Below are 17,794 nucleotides of genomic sequence, written 5' to 3'. Positions count from 1 at the left end.
GCTCGCATGTGACGCTCCGACACGCCCCCTGAACTGCTGGTGTCCTGTCGTCGTCTAAACTTGAGCCGATGTCTAGATTATTTGGAACAGATGGCGTGCGCGGTCTCGCGAATGGATTGCTCACCGCAGAGCTGGCTATGCAGCTCGCCCAGGCCGCCGCCGTCGTACTCGGCCATGACCGCACAACCAACGGCAAGCGGCCGCGCGCCGTCGTCGCCAGGGACCCCAGGGCGAGTGGTGAGTTCCTTGCCGCCGCCGTGGAAGCGGGGCTTTCCAGCTCCGGCATCGACGTCTATGACGCCGGTGTTCTTCCCACACCTGCGGCCGCCTACCTGGTGGCAGATCTCGACGCCGATTTCGGCGTTATGTTGTCGGCCTCGCACAACCCCGCTCCGGACAACGGCATCAAGTTCTTCGCCCGGGGCGGCCAGAAGCTCCCGGACCACGTCGAGGACGCCATCGAGGCGCAGCTGGGCAAAGAGCCGCAGCGCCCGATTGGAGCGGACGTTGGACGCATCCAGCGGTTCTCCGACGCTGAAGACCGCTACATCGTGCACCTGCTGGGCACGCTTCCCAAGCGCCTGGATGGCCTGAAGGTAGTCCTCGACTGCGCCCACGGCGCGGCGAGCGGTTGTTCACCCCAGGTATTCAAGGATGCCGGCGCGGACGTCGTCGTTATCGGCGCCGAACCGGACGGCCTGAACATCAACGAGGGCGTGGGCTCCACCCACTTGGGCCCGTTGAAGGAAGCTGTGCTTCAGCACAGCGCAGACCTTGGCGTGGCCCACGACGGCGACGCCGACCGCTGCCTTGCCGTGGACCACGAGGGCAACGAAGTGGATGGCGACCAGATCATGGCCATCCTGGCATTGGCTCTCAACGACGCCGGAAAGCTCAAGGACAGCGTCCTTGTTGCGACCGTCATGAGCAACCTCGGGCTCAAGATCGCCCTTAAGGGTGCCGGTATCACCATCCGCGAAACCGGGGTGGGCGACCGCTACGTGCTCGAAGAAATGCGCGACGGCGGCTACAACCTCGGTGGCGAACAGTCGGGCCACGTGATCTTCTCCGACTACGCAACCACAGGCGATGGCGTCCTGACCGGTTTGCAGCTCGCAGCCCAGGTAGCCCTGACCGGCCGCAGCCTCAAGGATCTTGCGACGGCGATGACTAAACTCCCGCAGCTGATGATCAACGTCAAGGGCGTGGACAAGGCCCGTGCCGGTACTGATGAAGGCGTTGCCGCTGCTGTGGCTGCAGCGGAACTCGAATTGGGCGAGACCGGCCGCGTGCTCCTCCGCCCCTCCGGTACCGAGGCATTGGTCCGCGTCATGGTGGAAGCCGCTGACATGGAGACGGCTGAGCGAATCTGCAGTGGTCTTGCTGCAGTGGTCAAAGAGCGTTTGGGCGCTTCCAGCGAGATGGCTGTCTAAGAAGTCTGAGAATGGCTTCGGCCCGCTCCCCTCTACAGGCGGGGAGCGGGCCGAAGCCGTTTAAGGGCTAAAGGTAGTCGGGTGCCGCTTCGAGCCCGAAGTACTCTTCCAGCGTCGCGATGCCGCGCGCCGACATATCGGTGGCAGCCTCCACACCGATGTAACGCAGGTGCCAGGACTCATAGAAATAGCCCGTGGTGTCATGGAACATCCACGGATAGCGGACCACGAAGCCAAACTTGTGCGCGTTGGCTTTCGCCCACACTGCTGCGGGCTGTTCGGCAAAGCATGGCTGGAAGCTGCATGCCCCTCCGCCGTCTCCGATGTCGAAGGACCAGCCCGTCTGGTGTTCGGAATGCCCCGGGCGGGCTGAGGCGCGGTCTGCTGCCGCTTGACCCGTGCTGGCCACGTACCCGCCATACGTGGCCACTTGGGTGGAGTAGGAGCGGTAGCCCGAAGCCAACGTCATGATGACGCCCCCCGCCGCAGCGGCCGCGAAGAGCTTTTCTGCGGCAGCCGCCGTCGTGCTGTTCAGCAACGCAGCTTCGCCGCTGACCGCGAGGCGGATGTTTGGCTGGACCAAATCTGCCGGGACGAAGTCCTGGGGGTTGAGTGGGCGGTGTTTGTTGACAATGACCCAGGGGCTGGTGGGGTCCGTCAGCGAATGCTGCGGTGCAACGGCGCTGGAGGGGGCAGAACTGGAAGGCGCGGCACTGGGTGATGGCGTAACAGCGTCCGGGGGTACCGTCGCCGGAGCCGTAGTAGAGGCGCTGGAAGCGATCCCAGAGGGCACGGCAGGGGTTGAAGCAGCCCCGCTTGCGGCATTGGCGGCGACGGGGGAGGGGACAGCGTTCTCGGGCGTGCACGCAGCCAGGGCGGCCATTCCCGCGCCGGCCGTCAGCATGGCCGCGAAGGTACGTCGGCTGGGCAGCGGCGTCGGATCGGCCACGCTAGACCTTCCTCAGCAGCATGCGGCGGATGGAGTGGTCGGCGTCCTTGGTGAGGACCAGTTGCGCCCGGCCGCGGGTAGGCAGCACGTTTTCCTCGAGGTTGGGTTCGTTGATGCGCTTCCAAATGCCGCGGGCGGTCGATTCGGCGTCGTCATCGGACAGCGTGGCATAACGGTGGAAGTAGGACTCCGGCTGCGCGAAGGCGGTGGTCCGCAGCTTCCGGAAGCGGTCCACGTACCACTCCTCGATGTAGGAGGTCTTGGCGTCCACATAAATGGAGAAGTCGAAGAAGTCGCTGACAGCCAGTCCTTGCTTGCCGTCCATGCGGGGGCGGGCGGGGGCGAGGACGTTCAGGCCCTCCACGATCAGGACATCGGGACGCCGAACCACCACTTCCTTGCCCGGAACAATGTCGTACGTTACGTGGGAATACCAAGGTGCCCGAACTTCTTCGGCGCCACCTTTGACTTCCGAGACGAAGCGAAGGAGCCCGCGGCGGTCATATGACTCGGGAAATCCCTTGCGTTCGAGCAGGTGCCGGCGTTTGAGCTCGGCCAAAGGGTAGAGGAAGCCATCCGTGGTGATGAGTTCCACGTTGGGGGTCCCGGGCCAGCGTCGGAGCATTTCCCGGAGCACGCGGGCGATGGTGGATTTGCCGACAGCGACGGAGCCTGCGACGCCGATGACGAACGGCGTGCGTTGGGTTTGTTCGCCCAGGAAGGTGGTTGTTGCCGCGTGGAGCTGGTGCGATGCCTGGACATACAGGTGCAGGAGCCGTGAAAGCGGAAGGTAGACCTCCCGGACTTCCTTCATGTCCAGGGGATCGCCGAGGCCGCGGAGACGGAAGATGTCCTCTTCGTTGAGGGGCTGCTCCATCTGCGCTGCAAGCCTGGACCACGTTTGGCGGTCCAGCTCTACAAACGGGGAAGCGCCGTCGCCATTAGCTTCGGTGCGTTGCAAAGTCACGCTCATGATTCTGCCCTCCACGCGGCGGATCAGGAAATGCGCGACGACGGGAGGGTGAATTGTGAGGGTTGGACATCATACTGGCAAGAGGAGGAGCTGGGATGTCCCACGTCAGTTGTTTGCGCTAGCCGTTAGGCTTGTACCCATGTGTGGAATCGTAGGCTATGTTGGCAATTCGTCTCGCAAGGCAGCTGGTCACAGCGCCCTTGACGTCGTCGTGGAAGGGCTGCGCCGTCTTGAGTACCGCGGCTATGACTCCGCAGGCGTCGCAGTGGTGGCTGACGGGGCAATCTCGTCCCGTAAAAAGTCCGGCAAGCTGAGCAACCTGATCAGTGAACTGGAAGCAAATCCAGTCCCTGAATCCCTGACCGGCATCGGCCATACCCGTTGGGCCACCCACGGCGGCCCCACCGACCGCAACGCGCACCCGCACCTCTCTGACGGCGGCCGCCTTGCACTTATTCACAACGGCATCATCGAAAACTTCGCCGAACTCAAGCAGGAGCTGCTCGCCAAGGGCGTTACCTTCGAGTCCGAAACCGACACCGAAGTTGCAGCCGCCCTGGTTGGCGACATCTTCCGCACCGAGCTCAATGGCGACGGCGGCAACCTCACCGAGGCAATGCGCCTGGCTTGCCAGCGACTCGAAGGTGCTTTCACCCTTCTTGCAGTGCACGCAGACCAGCCCGACGTCGTCGTTGCTGCCCGCCGTAACTCTCCGCTGGTAGTGGGCCTGGGCGATGGCGAAAACTTCCTCGGCTCCGACGTCTCCGGCTTCATTGACTACACCCGTCGTGCCGTGGAACTGGGCCAGGACCAGATCGTCACCATCACCGCGGACTCCGTGGAAATCACCGACTTCTTCGGCGCTCCTGCCGAAGGCAAGGAATACCACGTCGACTGGGACCCGGCATCTGCCGAAAAGGGTGGCTTCAACTCCTTCATGGAGAAGGAAATCCACGACCAGCCGGACGCCGTTGCGCAGACCCTCCTGGGCCGCTCGGATCTTGACGGCAAGCTGACCCTGGACGAGCTCCGTATCGACCCGGAGCTCCTCAAGCAGGTAGACAAGATCATCGTGCTGGCTTGCGGTACCGCGGCCTACGCCGGCCTGGTTGCCAAGTACGCCATCGAGAACTGGTGCCGTATCCCCACGGAGGTGGAACTCGCGCACGAGTTCCGCTACCGCGATCCGATCGTCGACTCCAACACGCTGGTGGTTTCCATCAGCCAGTCCGGCGAGACCATGGATACGCTGATGGCCGTCCGTTACGCCCGCGAACAGGGCGCCAAGACGATCTCCATCTGCAACACCAATGGTTCGACCATCCCGCGTGAATCCGACGCCGTGCTCTACACGCACGCCGGACCGGAAATCGCAGTTGCTTCAACCAAGGCGTTCCTGGCGCAGATCACCGCTGCCTACCTCCTGGGCCTGTACCTGGCGCAGCTGCGCGGCAACATCTTCTCCGGCCAGATCAAGGACGTCCTCGCGGACCTCAACAAGATCCCGGCCAAGATCCAGCACATCCTGGACAACGCAGGACCCCTGCGTGAGCTCGCCCGCAGCATGAAGGACGAGAAGTCCGTGCTGTTCCTGGGCCGCCACGTTGGCTACCCGGTTGCCCTCGAAGGCGCCTTGAAGCTCAAGGAAATCGCGTACATCCACGCTGAAGGCTTCGCCGCCGGTGAGCTCAAGCACGGTCCGATCGCCTTGATCGACGACGGCCAGCCGGTCTTCGTCGTGGTGCCGTCCCCGCGTGGCCGCGACTCCCTGCACTCCAAGGTGGTCAGCAACATCCAGGAAGTGCGTGCACGTGGTGCAAGGACCCTGGTCATCGCTGAAGAAGGCGACGAGTCCGTCAAGGATTACGCAGAGCACGTGTTCTACGTTCCGGAGACGCCTACCCTGCTGATGCCGCTGCTCACCACTGTTCCGCTGCAGATCTTTGCCGCTGAACTGGCTGGCGCCAAGGGCTACGACGTGGATCAGCCGCGTAACCTCGCCAAGAGCGTGACCGTAGAATAACGCCATGATTGTTGGCATTGGCGTAGACGTCGTAGACATCGAGCGGTTCGGCCGGCAGTTGGAACGGACGCCCGGACTCCGGGACCGCCTGTTTGTTCCTGCCGAACGGGAGCTCAACACCCGGTCCTTGGCCGCCCGATTCGCAGCCAAGGAAGCCGTGGCCAAGGTTTTGGGCGCTCCAGCGGGCATGAACTGGCAGGACTGCTGGATCGGCCTCGACCAGAATGGCCCTACGGTCCAGGTCAAAGGAACCGTGCTTGCCGTGGCCGAGGCCAAGGGCGTCAAGCGCTGGCACCTGTCCATAAGCCACGACGGCGGCATCGCTACGGCGACTGTCCTCGCCGAGGGCTGAACGGACCCTCAACAGCAATGATCAGCGCCTTCACCGGACAACAGATCAGGGATGCGGAACAACCGCTCCTGGACTCCGGTGAGGGCGCTGTTCTTATGCAACGGGCTGCTTATGGCCTTGCCCAAGCCGTGGTTCGCGAGGTCAAGCGCCGGCGCAGGCTCACCGGTGCCGGCGTCACGGTCCTTGTGGGCAAAGGCAATAACGGTGGGGATGGCCTCTTTGCCGCGGCCTTTCTTGCGGGCCGGGGAATGCGCGCGACGGCGGTACTCGCCGCTGCCGAGGTCCATCCTGAGGCGCTGGCTGCTTTTGTTTCGTCCGGTGGTCGGGCACTGCGCTTGGAACCCGGGAACGCTGAAGAGCTCGCCGTCCTATGCGCCGGCGACGACGTGATCATTGATGCGTTGCTGGGCACAGGGGGCCGTGGGGGCTTACGCGGCGCCTCTGCGGAACTGGTTGCGTCCCTGCAGGAACTGCGTCCGCGGTTGGTAGTGGCGTGCGATGTCCCCAGCGGGCTCGATGCCAACACCGGAGAAGTGCACTGGCCGGTGCTGGACGCCGACGTCACGGTGACTTTCGGTGGCATCAAGGCCGGGCTGATGACGGATCCGGGCGAAGGATGTTGCGGACGTATCGAACTCGTACGAATCGGTATTGAGGAGTCGCTGCCACCCGAAGACGCTGAGTTGCGCCGCCTCACTTCCTCGGAGTTGGGCGCGCTGCTGCCCATGCCTGGCCGGCGTGCCCACAAGTATTCCCGCGGTGTCCTTGGCGTTGTGGCAGGTTCTGTGCGTTTCGCCGGTGCCGCTGTCCTGGGAGTCCATGCAGCGGCCCTTGCTGGCGCGGGGATGGTGCGGTACCTCGGCCCCCAAACCGTCGCGCAGCTAGTGCTGGCCCAAACCCCGGAAGCGTTGTGGGAATCCGCTGAGGCTGGCCGCGTCCAAGCGTGGTTGCTGGGTTCCGGTGTTGATGGCGAGGAACAATTGGAACGCGCCAAGGACACCGCTGCGGCGGCTTTCGCGGCTGATTTGCCTGTGGTGGTAGATGCCGGCGCACTGAGCCTTCTGCCGGAACGCTGCCCGCCCCACTGGATCCTGACCCCACATGCAGGCGAACTCGCCACCTTGCTGGCATCCCTTCCTTCCACGGGCGAGGTAGCCGTGACGCGGGACGACGTCGAATCCCGGCCGTTGCACTTCGTACGGCAGGCCGCTGAACAGACCGGCGCAACCGTGCTCCTGAAGGGCGCAACCACCCTGGTGGCCTCGCCGTCGGGCGTTGTTTTCAGCCAGTGCGAGGGCACCGCGTGGATGGCGACTGCAGGCAGCGGTGACGTTCTGGGCGGCGTGGTGGGCGCCTTGCTGGCGCAGTGTGCAGAATCGATTACGGACGACGACGGCGCGTACGCCCGCTTGGGCTTGGACGTTGCCGACCGCTGGGCTGCCTTGGCTGCGGTTGCCGCGAGCGTCCACGGCCGGGCAGGATCGGCGGCATCCGCAGAATTGGATGGCGGCCCCATTACAGCGTCGGCGATCATGGCCGCGGTACCGCGCGTCATTGGTTCGCTCAACGCGGAATGCGACCGTACAAGACCGTAAGGTTACTGTCCGTGTCATGGGTCATGAGTAGGCTTGCAGCAGTTGTTCGCATCATCAAGAGGAGAACGCATGGAAGTCTGGCCTGGATCGGCTTATCCGCTGGGTGCCACCTTTGACGGCACCGGCACCAACTTTGCGCTGTTTAGCGAGAAGGCCGAGAAAGTGGAACTGTGCCTCTTCGACGACGACGGCGGGGAAGTCCGCGTTGACGTCACCGAGGTGGATGGTTACGTGTGGCATTGCTACCTCCCGCAAGCCCAGCCGGGGCAGAAGTACGGCTACAGGGTCCATGGCCCCTACGACCCCGATGCGGGTCAGCGCTTCAACCCCAACAAGCTGCTGCTGGATCCTTACGCCAAGGCCATCCACCGGCAGATTGACTGGGACCCGTCCCTGTTCTCGTACAACATGGGCGATCCTGAATCCCGGAATGATGAGGATTCAGCGCCGCACATGATGCTGGGCGTAGTCATCAACCCGTTCTTCGACTGGGACGGCGACAAGCTCCTGCGGATTCCGTACCACAAATCGGTTATCTACGAGGCCCACGTCAAGGGACTGACCCAGATGCATCCTGAGGTTCCCGAGGAGCAGCGCGGCACATATGCCGGAGTCGCGCATCCTGCGGTGATTTCCCACCTGCAGAAGCTTGGCATTACTGCCATTGAGCTGATGCCGGTCCACCAATTCGTCAACGACGGCATCCTGCAGGACAAGGGCCTGAATAACTACTGGGGTTACAACACCATTGGTTTCTTTGCGCCCCACAACAGTTACAGCTCCAAGGGCGATACCGGCCAGCAGGTCCAGGACTTCAAGGCCATGGTGCGCGCGCTGCACACCGCGGGCATCGAAGTCATCCTGGACGTGGTGTACAACCACACGGCAGAGGGCAACCACCTGGGACCCACGTTGTCCTTCAAGGGCATCGACAACTCTGCGTACTACCGCCTGGTGGAAGACGACCAGAAGTACTACATGGACTACACCGGCACGGGAAACTCGCTGAATGTCCGGAGCCCGCACTCCCTTCAACTGCTCATGGACTCCCTGCGCTACTGGGTGACCGAGATGCACGTGGATGGTTTCCGCTTTGACCTCGCTTCCACGCTGGCCCGCGAGTTCTACGACGTCGACAAACTCTCCACCTTCTTCGAACTCATCCAGCAGGATCCGGTGGTTTCCCAGGTGAAGCTCATAGCCGAGCCGTGGGACGTTGGTCCCGGCGGCTACCAGGTGGGGAACTTCCCGCCGCAGTGGACTGAATGGAACGGCCAGTACCGCGATACTGTCCGCGACTTCTGGCGCGGGGAACCGTCCACCTTGGGTGAATTCGCGTCACGGTTGACCGGCTCCGCAGATCTTTATGAGCACTCGGGCCGCCGACCGGTGGCATCGATCAACTTCGTCACTGCCCATGATGGCTTCACCCTGGCTGACCTCGTTTCCTACAACGAGAAACATAATGAGGCCAACGGCGAAGACAACAACGACGGCGAATCCCACAACCGCTCTTGGAACTGCGGCACCGAAGGACCCACCGAGGACCCCACAGTCCTGGGCCTGAGGGCGCGCCAACAGCGCAACTTCATCGCCACGCTTTTCCTCTCGCAAGGCGTCCCCATGCTGCTCCACGGCGACGAGCTCGGCAGGACACAGCGCGGCAACAACAACGGCTACTGCCAGGACTCTGAACTGACGTGGATCAACTGGGAGAACGTGGACCAGCCGCTCATCGAGTTCACCGCTGCCGTGTGCGCCCTGCGTGCCAAGCACCCCAGCTTGCGCCGCAGCCGGTTCTTTGACGGACGTCCGGTGTTGCGTGGTGAAGGGGAACGCCTCCCGGACATCGTTTGGTTGGACGCTGACGCGAGCACCATGAGTCCTTCCGACTGGGATGAGGCGTTGGGCCGTTCGGTGGGCGTGTTCCTCAACGGCGACGGTATCCACGGCCGGGATAACCAGGGCCGGCGCATTACCGACGTGAACTTCCTCCTCTACTTCAACGCGGATCAGGACGAGGTAGGCTTCCGGATTCCTTCGGACGAGTACGCACCCGCATGGGATGTCATGATCGACACCGCAGGAGAAGGAGCCGAGGCAGGTGTCGTCAAGCCGGACCAGATCCTCATGGTCGGCGCCAAGTCCCTGGTAGTGCTGCGTGCGCACAGCACACCCGAAGTGGAGCCCGACCACTCTGTGGCAGCGTCGCTGGCGGCGCTGACCCAGACGAGCACTCCGGAAACGGCGTCCATCACGGCTCCTGCTGTGACGTCGCTGCCCTTCGACTACAAGGGAGACGCCCCTGCCGACGAGGAGTCCGGAACAACGAAGAAAGCGGACTCATGAGGACTCCCGTCTCGACGTACCGGCTCCAGATCCGGCCAAGCTTCACGCTCCAGGACGCTGCCGAGGTCACTGGCTACCTTCGGTCCCTTGGAGCTGACTGGGTCTATGTCTCGCCGATCCTTACGGCGGAGGAGGGCTCGGACCATGGCTACGACGTCACCGATCCCTCCACCGTGGATCCCGCACGCGGCGGTCCGGAGGGGCTCGCTGCCCTGTCCCAGGCCGCCCGTGAGCAGGGTCTGGGCATTCTTGCCGACATAGTGCCCAACCACATGGGCGTTGCCTCTCCCGGGCAGAACGCCTGGTGGTGGGACTTGTTGAAGGAGGGGCGCGCGTCCAAGTACGCCGAGGCCTTTGACGTCGACTGGGACTTCGGGGGCGGGAAAATCCGCATCCCCATCCTGGGCAGCGACGACGACCTTGACCAGCTCACAATCGTGGACGGTGAGCTGCACTATTATGATCACCGGCTCCCGCTGGCCGAGGGCACTTACAGCGACGGGGAGAGCCCACGGGATGTCCATGCGCGGCAGCACTACGAGTTGGTGGGTTGGCGCCGGGCCGATGCGGAACTGAACTACCGCCGGTTCTTCGCAGTGAACACCTTGGCCGGCGTACGCGTGGAGATCCCCTGGGTCTTTGACGAGTCCCATGAAGAGATCGTCCGCTGGTTCCGTGAGGGGCTGGTGGACGGCCTCAGGATCGACCACCCGGACGGCCTGGCGGATCCTGAGGGTTACCTCACCAGGCTCCGCGAGGCAACGGGTGGGGCCTACCTTCTTGTCGAGAAGATCCTGGAACCGGGGGAGGCGCTGCCGGATACCTTCGACTGTGAAGGCACCACCGGCTACGACGCACTCGCTGACGTGGACCGCCTGTTTGTGGACCCGGCTGCGGAGGAATACCTCGACTCCTTGGATGCCAGATTGCGGGATGCAGAGGCTCCGGCGGACTACGAAGCCATGATCCATGGGACCAAGCGCCGTATTGCGGACGGCATCCTGCGCTCGGAAATCCTTCGGCTCGCGCGTCTTGTGCCGGAGGCCGCCCAATTGTCTCCGGAGATGGCAGCTGACGCCATCGCGGAAGTCATCTGCTGCTTCCCCATCTACCGAACGTATCTCCCGTATGGGCAGGAGATCCTTCTGGAGTCCATCAACCGTGCGGCGGAGAGCCGCGAAGACCTGAAGGCGGTGCTGGAAGACCTGACGCCGTATCTCTTGGACACTGAGGGCGAGCTCGCCCGGCGTTTCCAGCAGACGTCCGGCATGGTGATGGCCAAGGGCGTGGAGGACACGGCGTTCTTCCGCTACACACGGCTGGGGACACTCACCGAGGTGGGTGCAGACCCCACCGAGTTTGCTTTGTCCACCCAGGACTTCCACGAACGCATGGCGCGTCGCCAAGCTGAACTGCCGCTGTCCATGACTACCTTGAGCACGCACGATACCAAGCGCAGCGAGGACGCCCGGGCACGGATCTCCGTCATTTCCGAGGCTGTCCCGGAATGGGAATTGTTCCTCGGGACGGTCCAGGAGCTGGCCCCTATCCCGGATGGACCCTTGGCTGCACTCGTGTGGCAGTCGATCGTTGGCGCGTGGCCGGCTGATCGTAGCCGGCTCCAGTCGTACGCGTTGAAAGCGGCCCGTGAGGCCGGCAATTCCACCAACTGGACCGACCCCAACCAGGAGTTCGAACGCCACCTGGCTGCCGCCGTCGACGCCGCGTTTGATGCGCCGGAAGTTGCGGCAGCCATCGCGAACTTCGTGGCTGAGCTCGAACCGTACGGCACCTCCAACTCGCTGTCCGCCAAGCTCATCCAGCTGACCATGCCCGGTGTCCCGGATGTTTACCAAGGCACTGAATTCAGGGATGGTTCGCTGACCGATCCTGACAACCGGCGCCCCGTGGATTTCCAGGCCCGCATCGCAGCATTGGCAGATGTGGACAAGGGGGCGAAGCCCGCTTACACCGAGGAAGCCGCCAAGCTCCTTGTTGTCTCCCGGGCCTTGAGGCTACGCCGTGACCGCCCCGAATTGTTTGGGGGCTACCGCGCCGTGGATGTTCATGGCGAAGCGGCGGCCCACGTGGTTGCCTTCGACCGGGGATCGGATGCCCCGGGTGCTGTGGCCGTTGGCACTCGCCTGCCCAAACGCCTGGCTGCCGATGGCGGCTGGCGCGGTACGGCCATCGAACTGGCAACGAACGTCCGGGACGAATTCACCGGAGCTACGTACAGTGCCGGTGCCGTCCCGGTGGCCACTCTCCTGGGGCAGTACCCGGTGGCCCTTTTGGTGCCCACCGACTGATTCCGAACCACCCTCACCGTCACCGCAACGCACGCTTGAATATGTACAGGGGAGCATGATGCTGGAGCACGCCGCTGGAAAGAACCGTTACGACGTCTGGGCGCCGAATGCTGATTCGGTCCGGCTGCTTGCCGGCGGGCATGAGTACGCCATGGAACATCATCACGACGGCGCCGCCACTGGGTGGTGGCGGGCGCCGGCTGATGCGGTGGCCCAGTCAGGTGACAATGTGCCCTACGGGTACGTCGTGGACGGCGAGGGACCGTTCCCGGATCCGCGTTCGCGGAGGCAGCCTGAGGGTGTGCACGGGTTGTCCGTCACCTTTGATCCCTCCGCCCATGAATGGCAGGACTCCGGTTGGCAAGGGCGGACCCTCCAGGGTTCGGTCATCTACGAGCTCCACCTCGGTACGTTCACCCCGGAGGGGACCTTGGATGCTGCCGCGGAGAAACTGGACTACCTGGTGGACCTTGGCGTGGATTTCATCGAGTTGCTGCCGGTCAACGGTTTCAACGGTGTGCACAACTGGGGCTACGACGGCGTCCTTTGGTATGCAGTCCACGAGCCCTACGGTGGACCGGCGGCCTACCAGCGGTTTGTCGATGCTGCCCATGCTGCCGGCTTGGGTGTCATCCAGGATGTCGTTTACAACCACCTTGGGCCAAGTGGAAACTATCTTCCCAAGTTCGGGCCGTACCTGAAATCGGGGGAAGGGAATACCTGGGGGGACTCCGTAAACCTGGATGGCCCGGGCTCGGACGACGTTCGGCGCTACATCCTGGAAAACGCGGCGATGTGGCTCCGGGACTACCACGTGGACGGACTCCGCCTCGATGCCGTCCATGCCCTGCGCGACGAACGGGCAGTGCACATCCTGGAAGACTTTGGAGCCTTGGGCGATCAGATCGAGGCCGAGACAGGAATTCCCAAGACCCTGATCGCGGAGTCGGATCTGAACAATCCGCGGCTTATCTATCCCCGCAAGGACAACGGCTACGGACTCGAAGGCCAGTGGAGTGACGACTTCCACCACGCCGTGCACGTCAACCTCAGCGGCGAAACCACCGGCTACTACGCGGACTTCGATTCGTTGGCCGTCCTGGCGAAGGTTCTGGAACACGGATTCCTCCACGACGGAAGCTACTCCAGCTTCCGCGGCCGGCACCACGGCAGGCCCATTCGGCGGGATCTGGCCCACCCGTCGGCGCTGGTGGTCTGCCTTCAGAACCACGACCAAATCGGCAACCGCGCCATCGGAGATCGACTCACCGCCTCGCTGGGCTACGGGAAGTTGGCAGTTGGCGCCGTGCTGACCATGACATCCCCCTTCACGCCCATGCTGTTCATGGGTGAGGAGTTCGGTGCGTCCACGCCGTGGCAGTTCTTCACCTCCCACCCGGAGCCCGAGCTCGGCAAAGCTACGGCCGAGGGAAGGATCAAGGAATTCGAACGCATGGGATGGGATCCCGCGGTTGTTCCTGATCCCCAGGACCCGCAAACCTTCCTGCGGTCCAAACTCACGTGGGAAGAAGCCAGCGAAGGGGACCATGCGCGCCTGCTTCAGCTGTACAAGGATTTAGCACAGCTGCGCCGGAACACCCCGGAGTTGGTGGAGGGCGGCTTCGGCAGCACGGTGGTGGAGTATGACGACGACGAACAATGGCTGCAGATGTCCCGCGGCACCGTCCGTGTGGTGTGCAACTTTGGCGACGAAGCACTCGGAACACCCCTGAGCGGCTCCATCCTGCTGGCCACTGACCGTGAAGCAGCCCTGGACGAAGGAACTCTGACGCTTCCCGGGGCCAGCGCCGCCGTCGTTCGTCTCCACTAAACCCGACCCACGCCGAGGGTGACGGCGCCCACATGGCGGACAGCGCCGTCGCCCCGGTTTGTGCAGTGGCAGGATGGTACGTATGACTTATTCGGCTGCGGAAAACCGCTACGAAACCATGCCCTACCGCCGCGTCGGACGCAGCGGACTCAAGCTGCCGGCCATCTCGCTGGGCCTCTGGCACAACTTTGGCGATGACAAGCGGTTCGATGAACAGCGTGCCATCCTGCGCCGGGCGTTTGACCTGGGCGTTACCCACTTCGATCTCGCCAACAACTACGGCCCGCCGGACGGATCAGCCGAAACGAACTTCGGCCGCCACCTGACGGACGACTTCAAGCCGTACCGTGACGAACTGGTGATCTCCACAAAAGCCGGCTACTACATGTGGCCCGGCCCGTACGGCGAGTGGGGATCCCGGAAGAACCTGATCTCCAGCCTCGACCAGTCCTTGGAGCGCATGGGCCTGGACTATGTGGACATTTTCTACAGCCACCGCCCGGACCCGGAGACGCCGCTTGAAGAGACCATGGGCGCGCTGGACTACGCCGTCCGCTCCGGCAAGGCCCTGTATGCCGGCATCTCCTCCTACACGCCGGAACAGACACTGGAAGCTGCCCGGATCCTGAAAGAACTCGGCACCCCACTGCTCATCCACCAACCCAGTTACTCGATGCTGAACCGGTGGACCGAGGACGGCTCGCCCAACCTGTACGAGGCACTGGACCAGGTGGGCGCCGGTTCGATCGCCTTCTCCCCGCTCGCCCAAGGCATGCTCACCAACCGCTACCTCAACGGGGTGCCGGCGGACTCCCGTGCTGCCAAGGAGCGGTTCCTGTCTGAATCCCAGCTGACCGAGGACAAGCTGGACCGTGTGCGGGGACTGAACGCGATCGCGGAGGGCCGGGGCCAGACCCTGGCCCAGATGGCCATTGCCTGGATCCTGCGCGACCAACCGAAGGGCTCGCCGGTGACGTCCGCACTGGTCGGTGCGTCCAGCGTGGCCCAGCTGGAGGACACCCTCAGCGCGATCAACAACCTGGCGTTTACAACCGATGAGCTCACTGCCATTGACGAGTTCGCAGTGGAATCTGACATCAACCGGTGGGCGCAGAAGTAGCCTCCGGAGTTACGAGATAAAACAGCAGGGGCCTGCCGGGAACAAAGCAGGCCCCTGCTGTGTTGGTTACAATGCAAGAGTGCGCCGAATGGCGCCGTGCCAATCAGTCGTGCCCTGGACTCAGTCAGGGCTGCGCCTGGCGCATGAGGTTATTTTCTCAAAAGGAGTTCCGTGTCTTCACATCCGATTCGTGTTGCCATTGTCGGTGTAGGTAACTGCGCCGCATCGCTGGTCCAAGGTGTTCAGTACTATCGCGACGCTGACCCCAAGGCCACGATCCCGGGTCTGATGCACGTGGAGTTCGGCCAGTACCACGTCAACGACGTACAGTTCGTTGCTGCCTTCGACGTTGACGGCAAGAAGGTTGGCCTGGACCTGGCAGATGCCATCGGCGCCAGCGAAAACAACACCATCAAGATCGCCGACGTTCCCGCAACGGGCGTTAAAGTCCAGCGTGGCCACACGCTCGATGGCCTTGGCAAGTACTACCGCGAGACCATCGTTGAGGCACCCGAAGAAGCTGTCGACATCGTCGCAGCGCTCCGCGAAGCCAAGGCCGATGTCATGGTCTGCTACCTGCCTGTCGGTTCGGACAAGGCTGCCAAGTTCTACGCGCAGTGCGCCATTGATGCCGGCGTGGCTTTCGTCAACGCCCTGCCTGTCTTCATTGCCGGTACCAAGGAGTGGGCTGACAAGTTCACCGAAGCCGGTGTCCCGATCGTGGGCGACGACATCAAGAGCCAGATCGGTGCCACCATCACGCACCGTGTCATGGCCAAGCTGTTCGAAGACCGCGGTGTCACGCTTGACCGCACGTACCAGCTTAATGTTGGCGGCAACATGGACTTCAAGAACATGCTTGAGCGCGACCGGCTTGAGTCCAAGAAGATCTCCAAGACCCAGGCCGTCACCTCCAACGTCGAGGCTGAACTGCACGCCGACGACGTCCACATCGGCCCGTCGGACTACGTTGCCTGGCTCGATGACCGTAAGTGGGCCTTCGTCCGCCTTGAAGGCCGCAACTTCGGTGACGCCCCGGTGTCACTTGAGTACAAGCTCGAGGTGTGGGACTCCCCGAACTCCGCCGGCGTCATCATCGACGCCATCCGCGCCGCCAAGATCGGCCTGGACCGCGGTATCGGCGGCCCGTTGCTCTCTGCTTCCAGCTACTTCATGAAGTCGCCGCCGGAGCAGTTCAACGACGACCTCGCCCGCGACAAGGTTGAGGCCTTCATCCGCGGTGACATCGAGCGCTAAACCCCTGTTACATCAAACGCCCCCGTATCCGATACGGGGGCGTTTGTCGTTTCCCGACGCTCTCTCACGTCCTGTCGCCTGTCGGCGCATCCTCGCTCACTTTCTTCAAGAGAGTGAGAGAGGAACGGGTGGAATGGCTTGAAAGGTGAGAGTGTCCCTATGTTTTTCGTCAAGCGGTTTTGGGTGTTGGGGGTTGGTAGAGGGTGCCGTCGCGGAGCATGGCGTAGAGGGTGTCGCAGCGTCGTCGTGCGAGGGCGATGAGTGCTTGGTTGTGGCGTTTTCCTTCGGCTCGTTTGCGTTCGTAGTATGCCCGGGACGGTGGGTCGTGGAGCGCAGCGAATGCGGAGAGGAACAGGGTTCGTTTGAGGACTTTGTTGCCTTTTCTTGAGGAATGGTCGCCGCGGATGGAGGACCCGGATCGCCAGGTGACGGGGGCCAGCCCGGCGTAAGAGGCCAGGTGCCCGGCGGTGGGGAACTCTTTCCCGGCGACTTCGGTGAGGATTCGTGCGGCGGTCCTGATGCCCACGGCCGGCAGAGACATCAGGACCGGGTGAAGAGGGTGGGCCTCCACGAGAGCTTCGACCTGGGTGAGGACCGTGGCGCGGCTTTCGTGGAGCCCGGCGAGCATGGCCGCGAGCTGGGGCAGCACGATGGTCGCGGCGTTCGTTCCTACGACAGTGACTGTTTGCCGGCCCAAGGCCTCGATGATGTCATCGGCAAGACGTTCACCCATCCGCGGCGCGAGTTTGCTCAGCCGGGTCCCGATCCGGCGCCGGCCCGCGTGACGGAGCGCTTCAGGGGTAGGCCAGGTCCGCAGCAGGTCATGCACCGCCGGGTGGTCCATGTAGGGTCCCAGCACCCTTTCCAGAGCTGGGTGGATCTGGGTGAGCAGCCCGCGGATCCGGTTCGAAGTCGCCGTGGCCTGCTTGGCCAGATCCTCGTCGAACCCGCAAAGCATGCTCAGCTCAGCGAGCTGCTCATCGACCAACTGAACCGAGCGCAGGGCATGCGGCATGGTCCTGGCGGCCTCGGCGATGATGAACGCGTCCCGGGCATCGGTCTTCGCCTCTCCGGGGTGAAGATCCGCGATCCGGCGCATCGCCAGCCCCGGCAGGTAGCCGACCAGCACCCCGGCGGCCTGGGCAACGGCTACCGGCAACGCGCCGATAGTCGCTGGCTGGTCAACGACCAGCAACACACGTCCGGCGTCCACAAGTTCGGCGATGATTTCCCGGATTTTGGCTTCATCGTTGGGCAGCGCCCGGTCCAGTAATTTCCTGCCGGCCCGATCCACGGCAACGGCATGATGGACGCCCTTGCCAACATCCAGCCCAATAAACACCTCGACACCGTCGTGGTTCGTGATCATCTGGCACCTCCAGTCGTAGTCAACTACCTCCACTGGCCCACCATCGGTGTCAGGACCCGGCACCCACGTTACGCACGACGTTCCCGAACTGTCCTGCCCCTATCAGCGGTCTCCCGGCACCTACCAACCCCGGTGACAACACTCTCAAGATCATCGACTGACAGAGCGTCACAATCATGCCGGGATCAGCAGGCCAGCACACCCATATCCTGCACCAGGAAACAGGCTACGAAA

12 protein-coding genes are annotated in these 17,794 nt (G+C 63.3%); 9 read left to right on the top strand and 3 right to left on the bottom strand.

Going from position 1 to position 17,794, the window contains the following annotated elements; genetic code table 11:
- Positions 1-68: 68 nt before the first annotated feature.
- Positions 69-1,433 (top strand): phosphoglucosamine mutase, encoded by a 1,365-nt coding sequence (glmM, locus tag J3D46_RS20870; RefSeq protein WP_231339514.1) that lies wholly within the window; start codon positions 69-71, stop codon positions 1,431-1,433.
- A gap of 67 nt (positions 1,434-1,500) precedes the next feature.
- Here the strand turns inward: glmM and J3D46_RS20865 are convergent, their stop codons facing one another.
- Positions 1,501-2,316, bottom strand: coding sequence for a D-alanyl-D-alanine carboxypeptidase family protein (locus tag J3D46_RS20865; RefSeq protein ID WP_231339560.1), 816 nt, complete (start codon positions 2,314-2,316; stop codon positions 1,501-1,503).
- A gap of 67 nt (positions 2,317-2,383) precedes the next feature.
- On the bottom strand, positions 2,384-3,355 hold the full coding sequence (gene coaA / locus J3D46_RS20860; RefSeq protein ID WP_026539842.1) for a type I pantothenate kinase: 972 nt from the start codon (positions 3,353-3,355) through the stop codon (positions 2,384-2,386).
- Between the two features lie 139 nt (positions 3,356-3,494).
- Between coaA and glmS the strand changes: the two genes are divergently transcribed.
- The 8 genes from glmS to J3D46_RS20820 all read left to right on the top strand — a co-directional run bounded on the left by glmS (position 3,495) and on the right by J3D46_RS20820 (position 16,191).
- Complete coding sequence (gene glmS, locus J3D46_RS20855) at positions 3,495-5,378, top strand: glutamine--fructose-6-phosphate transaminase (isomerizing) (RefSeq protein ID WP_231339515.1); 1,884 nt, start codon at positions 3,495-3,497, stop codon at positions 5,376-5,378.
- A 4-nt stretch (positions 5,379-5,382) separates the two neighbouring features.
- A complete protein-coding gene (locus J3D46_RS20850; protein WP_018760400.1) occupies positions 5,383-5,730 on the top strand; it encodes a holo-ACP synthase in 348 nt (115 codons plus the stop codon).
- A 17-nt stretch (positions 5,731-5,747) separates the two neighbouring features.
- Entirely contained in the window at positions 5,748-7,325 is a 1,578-nt protein-coding gene (locus J3D46_RS20845; RefSeq protein ID WP_253468674.1) for an NAD(P)H-hydrate epimerase, read from the top strand.
- Positions 7,326-7,394: 69 nt separating this feature from the next.
- Positions 7,395-9,674, top strand: coding sequence for a glycogen debranching protein GlgX (glgX, locus tag J3D46_RS20840; protein ID WP_231339517.1), 2,280 nt, complete (start codon positions 7,395-7,397; stop codon positions 9,672-9,674).
- A complete protein-coding gene (treY, locus tag J3D46_RS20835) occupies positions 9,671-11,983 on the top strand; it encodes a malto-oligosyltrehalose synthase (protein ID WP_253468672.1) in 2,313 nt (770 codons plus the stop codon). The genes glgX and treY overlap by 4 nt, the downstream gene beginning before the upstream one ends.
- 58 nt (positions 11,984-12,041) lie before the next feature.
- Positions 12,042-13,814: a malto-oligosyltrehalose trehalohydrolase gene (gene treZ / locus J3D46_RS20830; protein WP_253469270.1), complete on the top strand. Its 1,773-nt coding sequence runs from the start codon at positions 12,042-12,044 to the stop codon at positions 13,812-13,814.
- An 82-nt stretch (positions 13,815-13,896) separates the two neighbouring features.
- Positions 13,897-14,934 carry an L-glyceraldehyde 3-phosphate reductase gene (gene mgrA / locus J3D46_RS20825; protein WP_231339519.1) on the top strand — a complete coding sequence of 346 codons (1,038 nt, stop codon included), beginning with the start codon at positions 13,897-13,899 and terminating at the stop codon, positions 14,932-14,934.
- Between the two features lie 171 nt (positions 14,935-15,105).
- Positions 15,106-16,191 carry an inositol-3-phosphate synthase gene (locus J3D46_RS20820; RefSeq protein ID WP_231339520.1) on the top strand — a complete coding sequence of 362 codons (1,086 nt, stop codon included), beginning with the start codon at positions 15,106-15,108 and terminating at the stop codon, positions 16,189-16,191.
- Between the two features lie 169 nt (positions 16,192-16,360).
- Here the strand turns inward: J3D46_RS20820 and J3D46_RS20815 are convergent, their stop codons facing one another.
- Positions 16,361-17,560, bottom strand: a complete 1,200-nt coding sequence (locus J3D46_RS20815) for an IS110 family transposase (RefSeq protein WP_231339521.1) — start codon at positions 17,558-17,560, stop codon at positions 16,361-16,363.
- Positions 17,561-17,794 lie beyond the last annotated feature (234 nt).

Origin of the sequence: Paenarthrobacter sp. A20 (assembly GCF_024168825.1) — a bacterium.
GTDB lineage: Bacteria > Actinomycetota > Actinomycetes > Actinomycetales > Micrococcaceae > Arthrobacter.
This window is presented reverse-complemented; position numbering and strand designations above follow the sequence as displayed.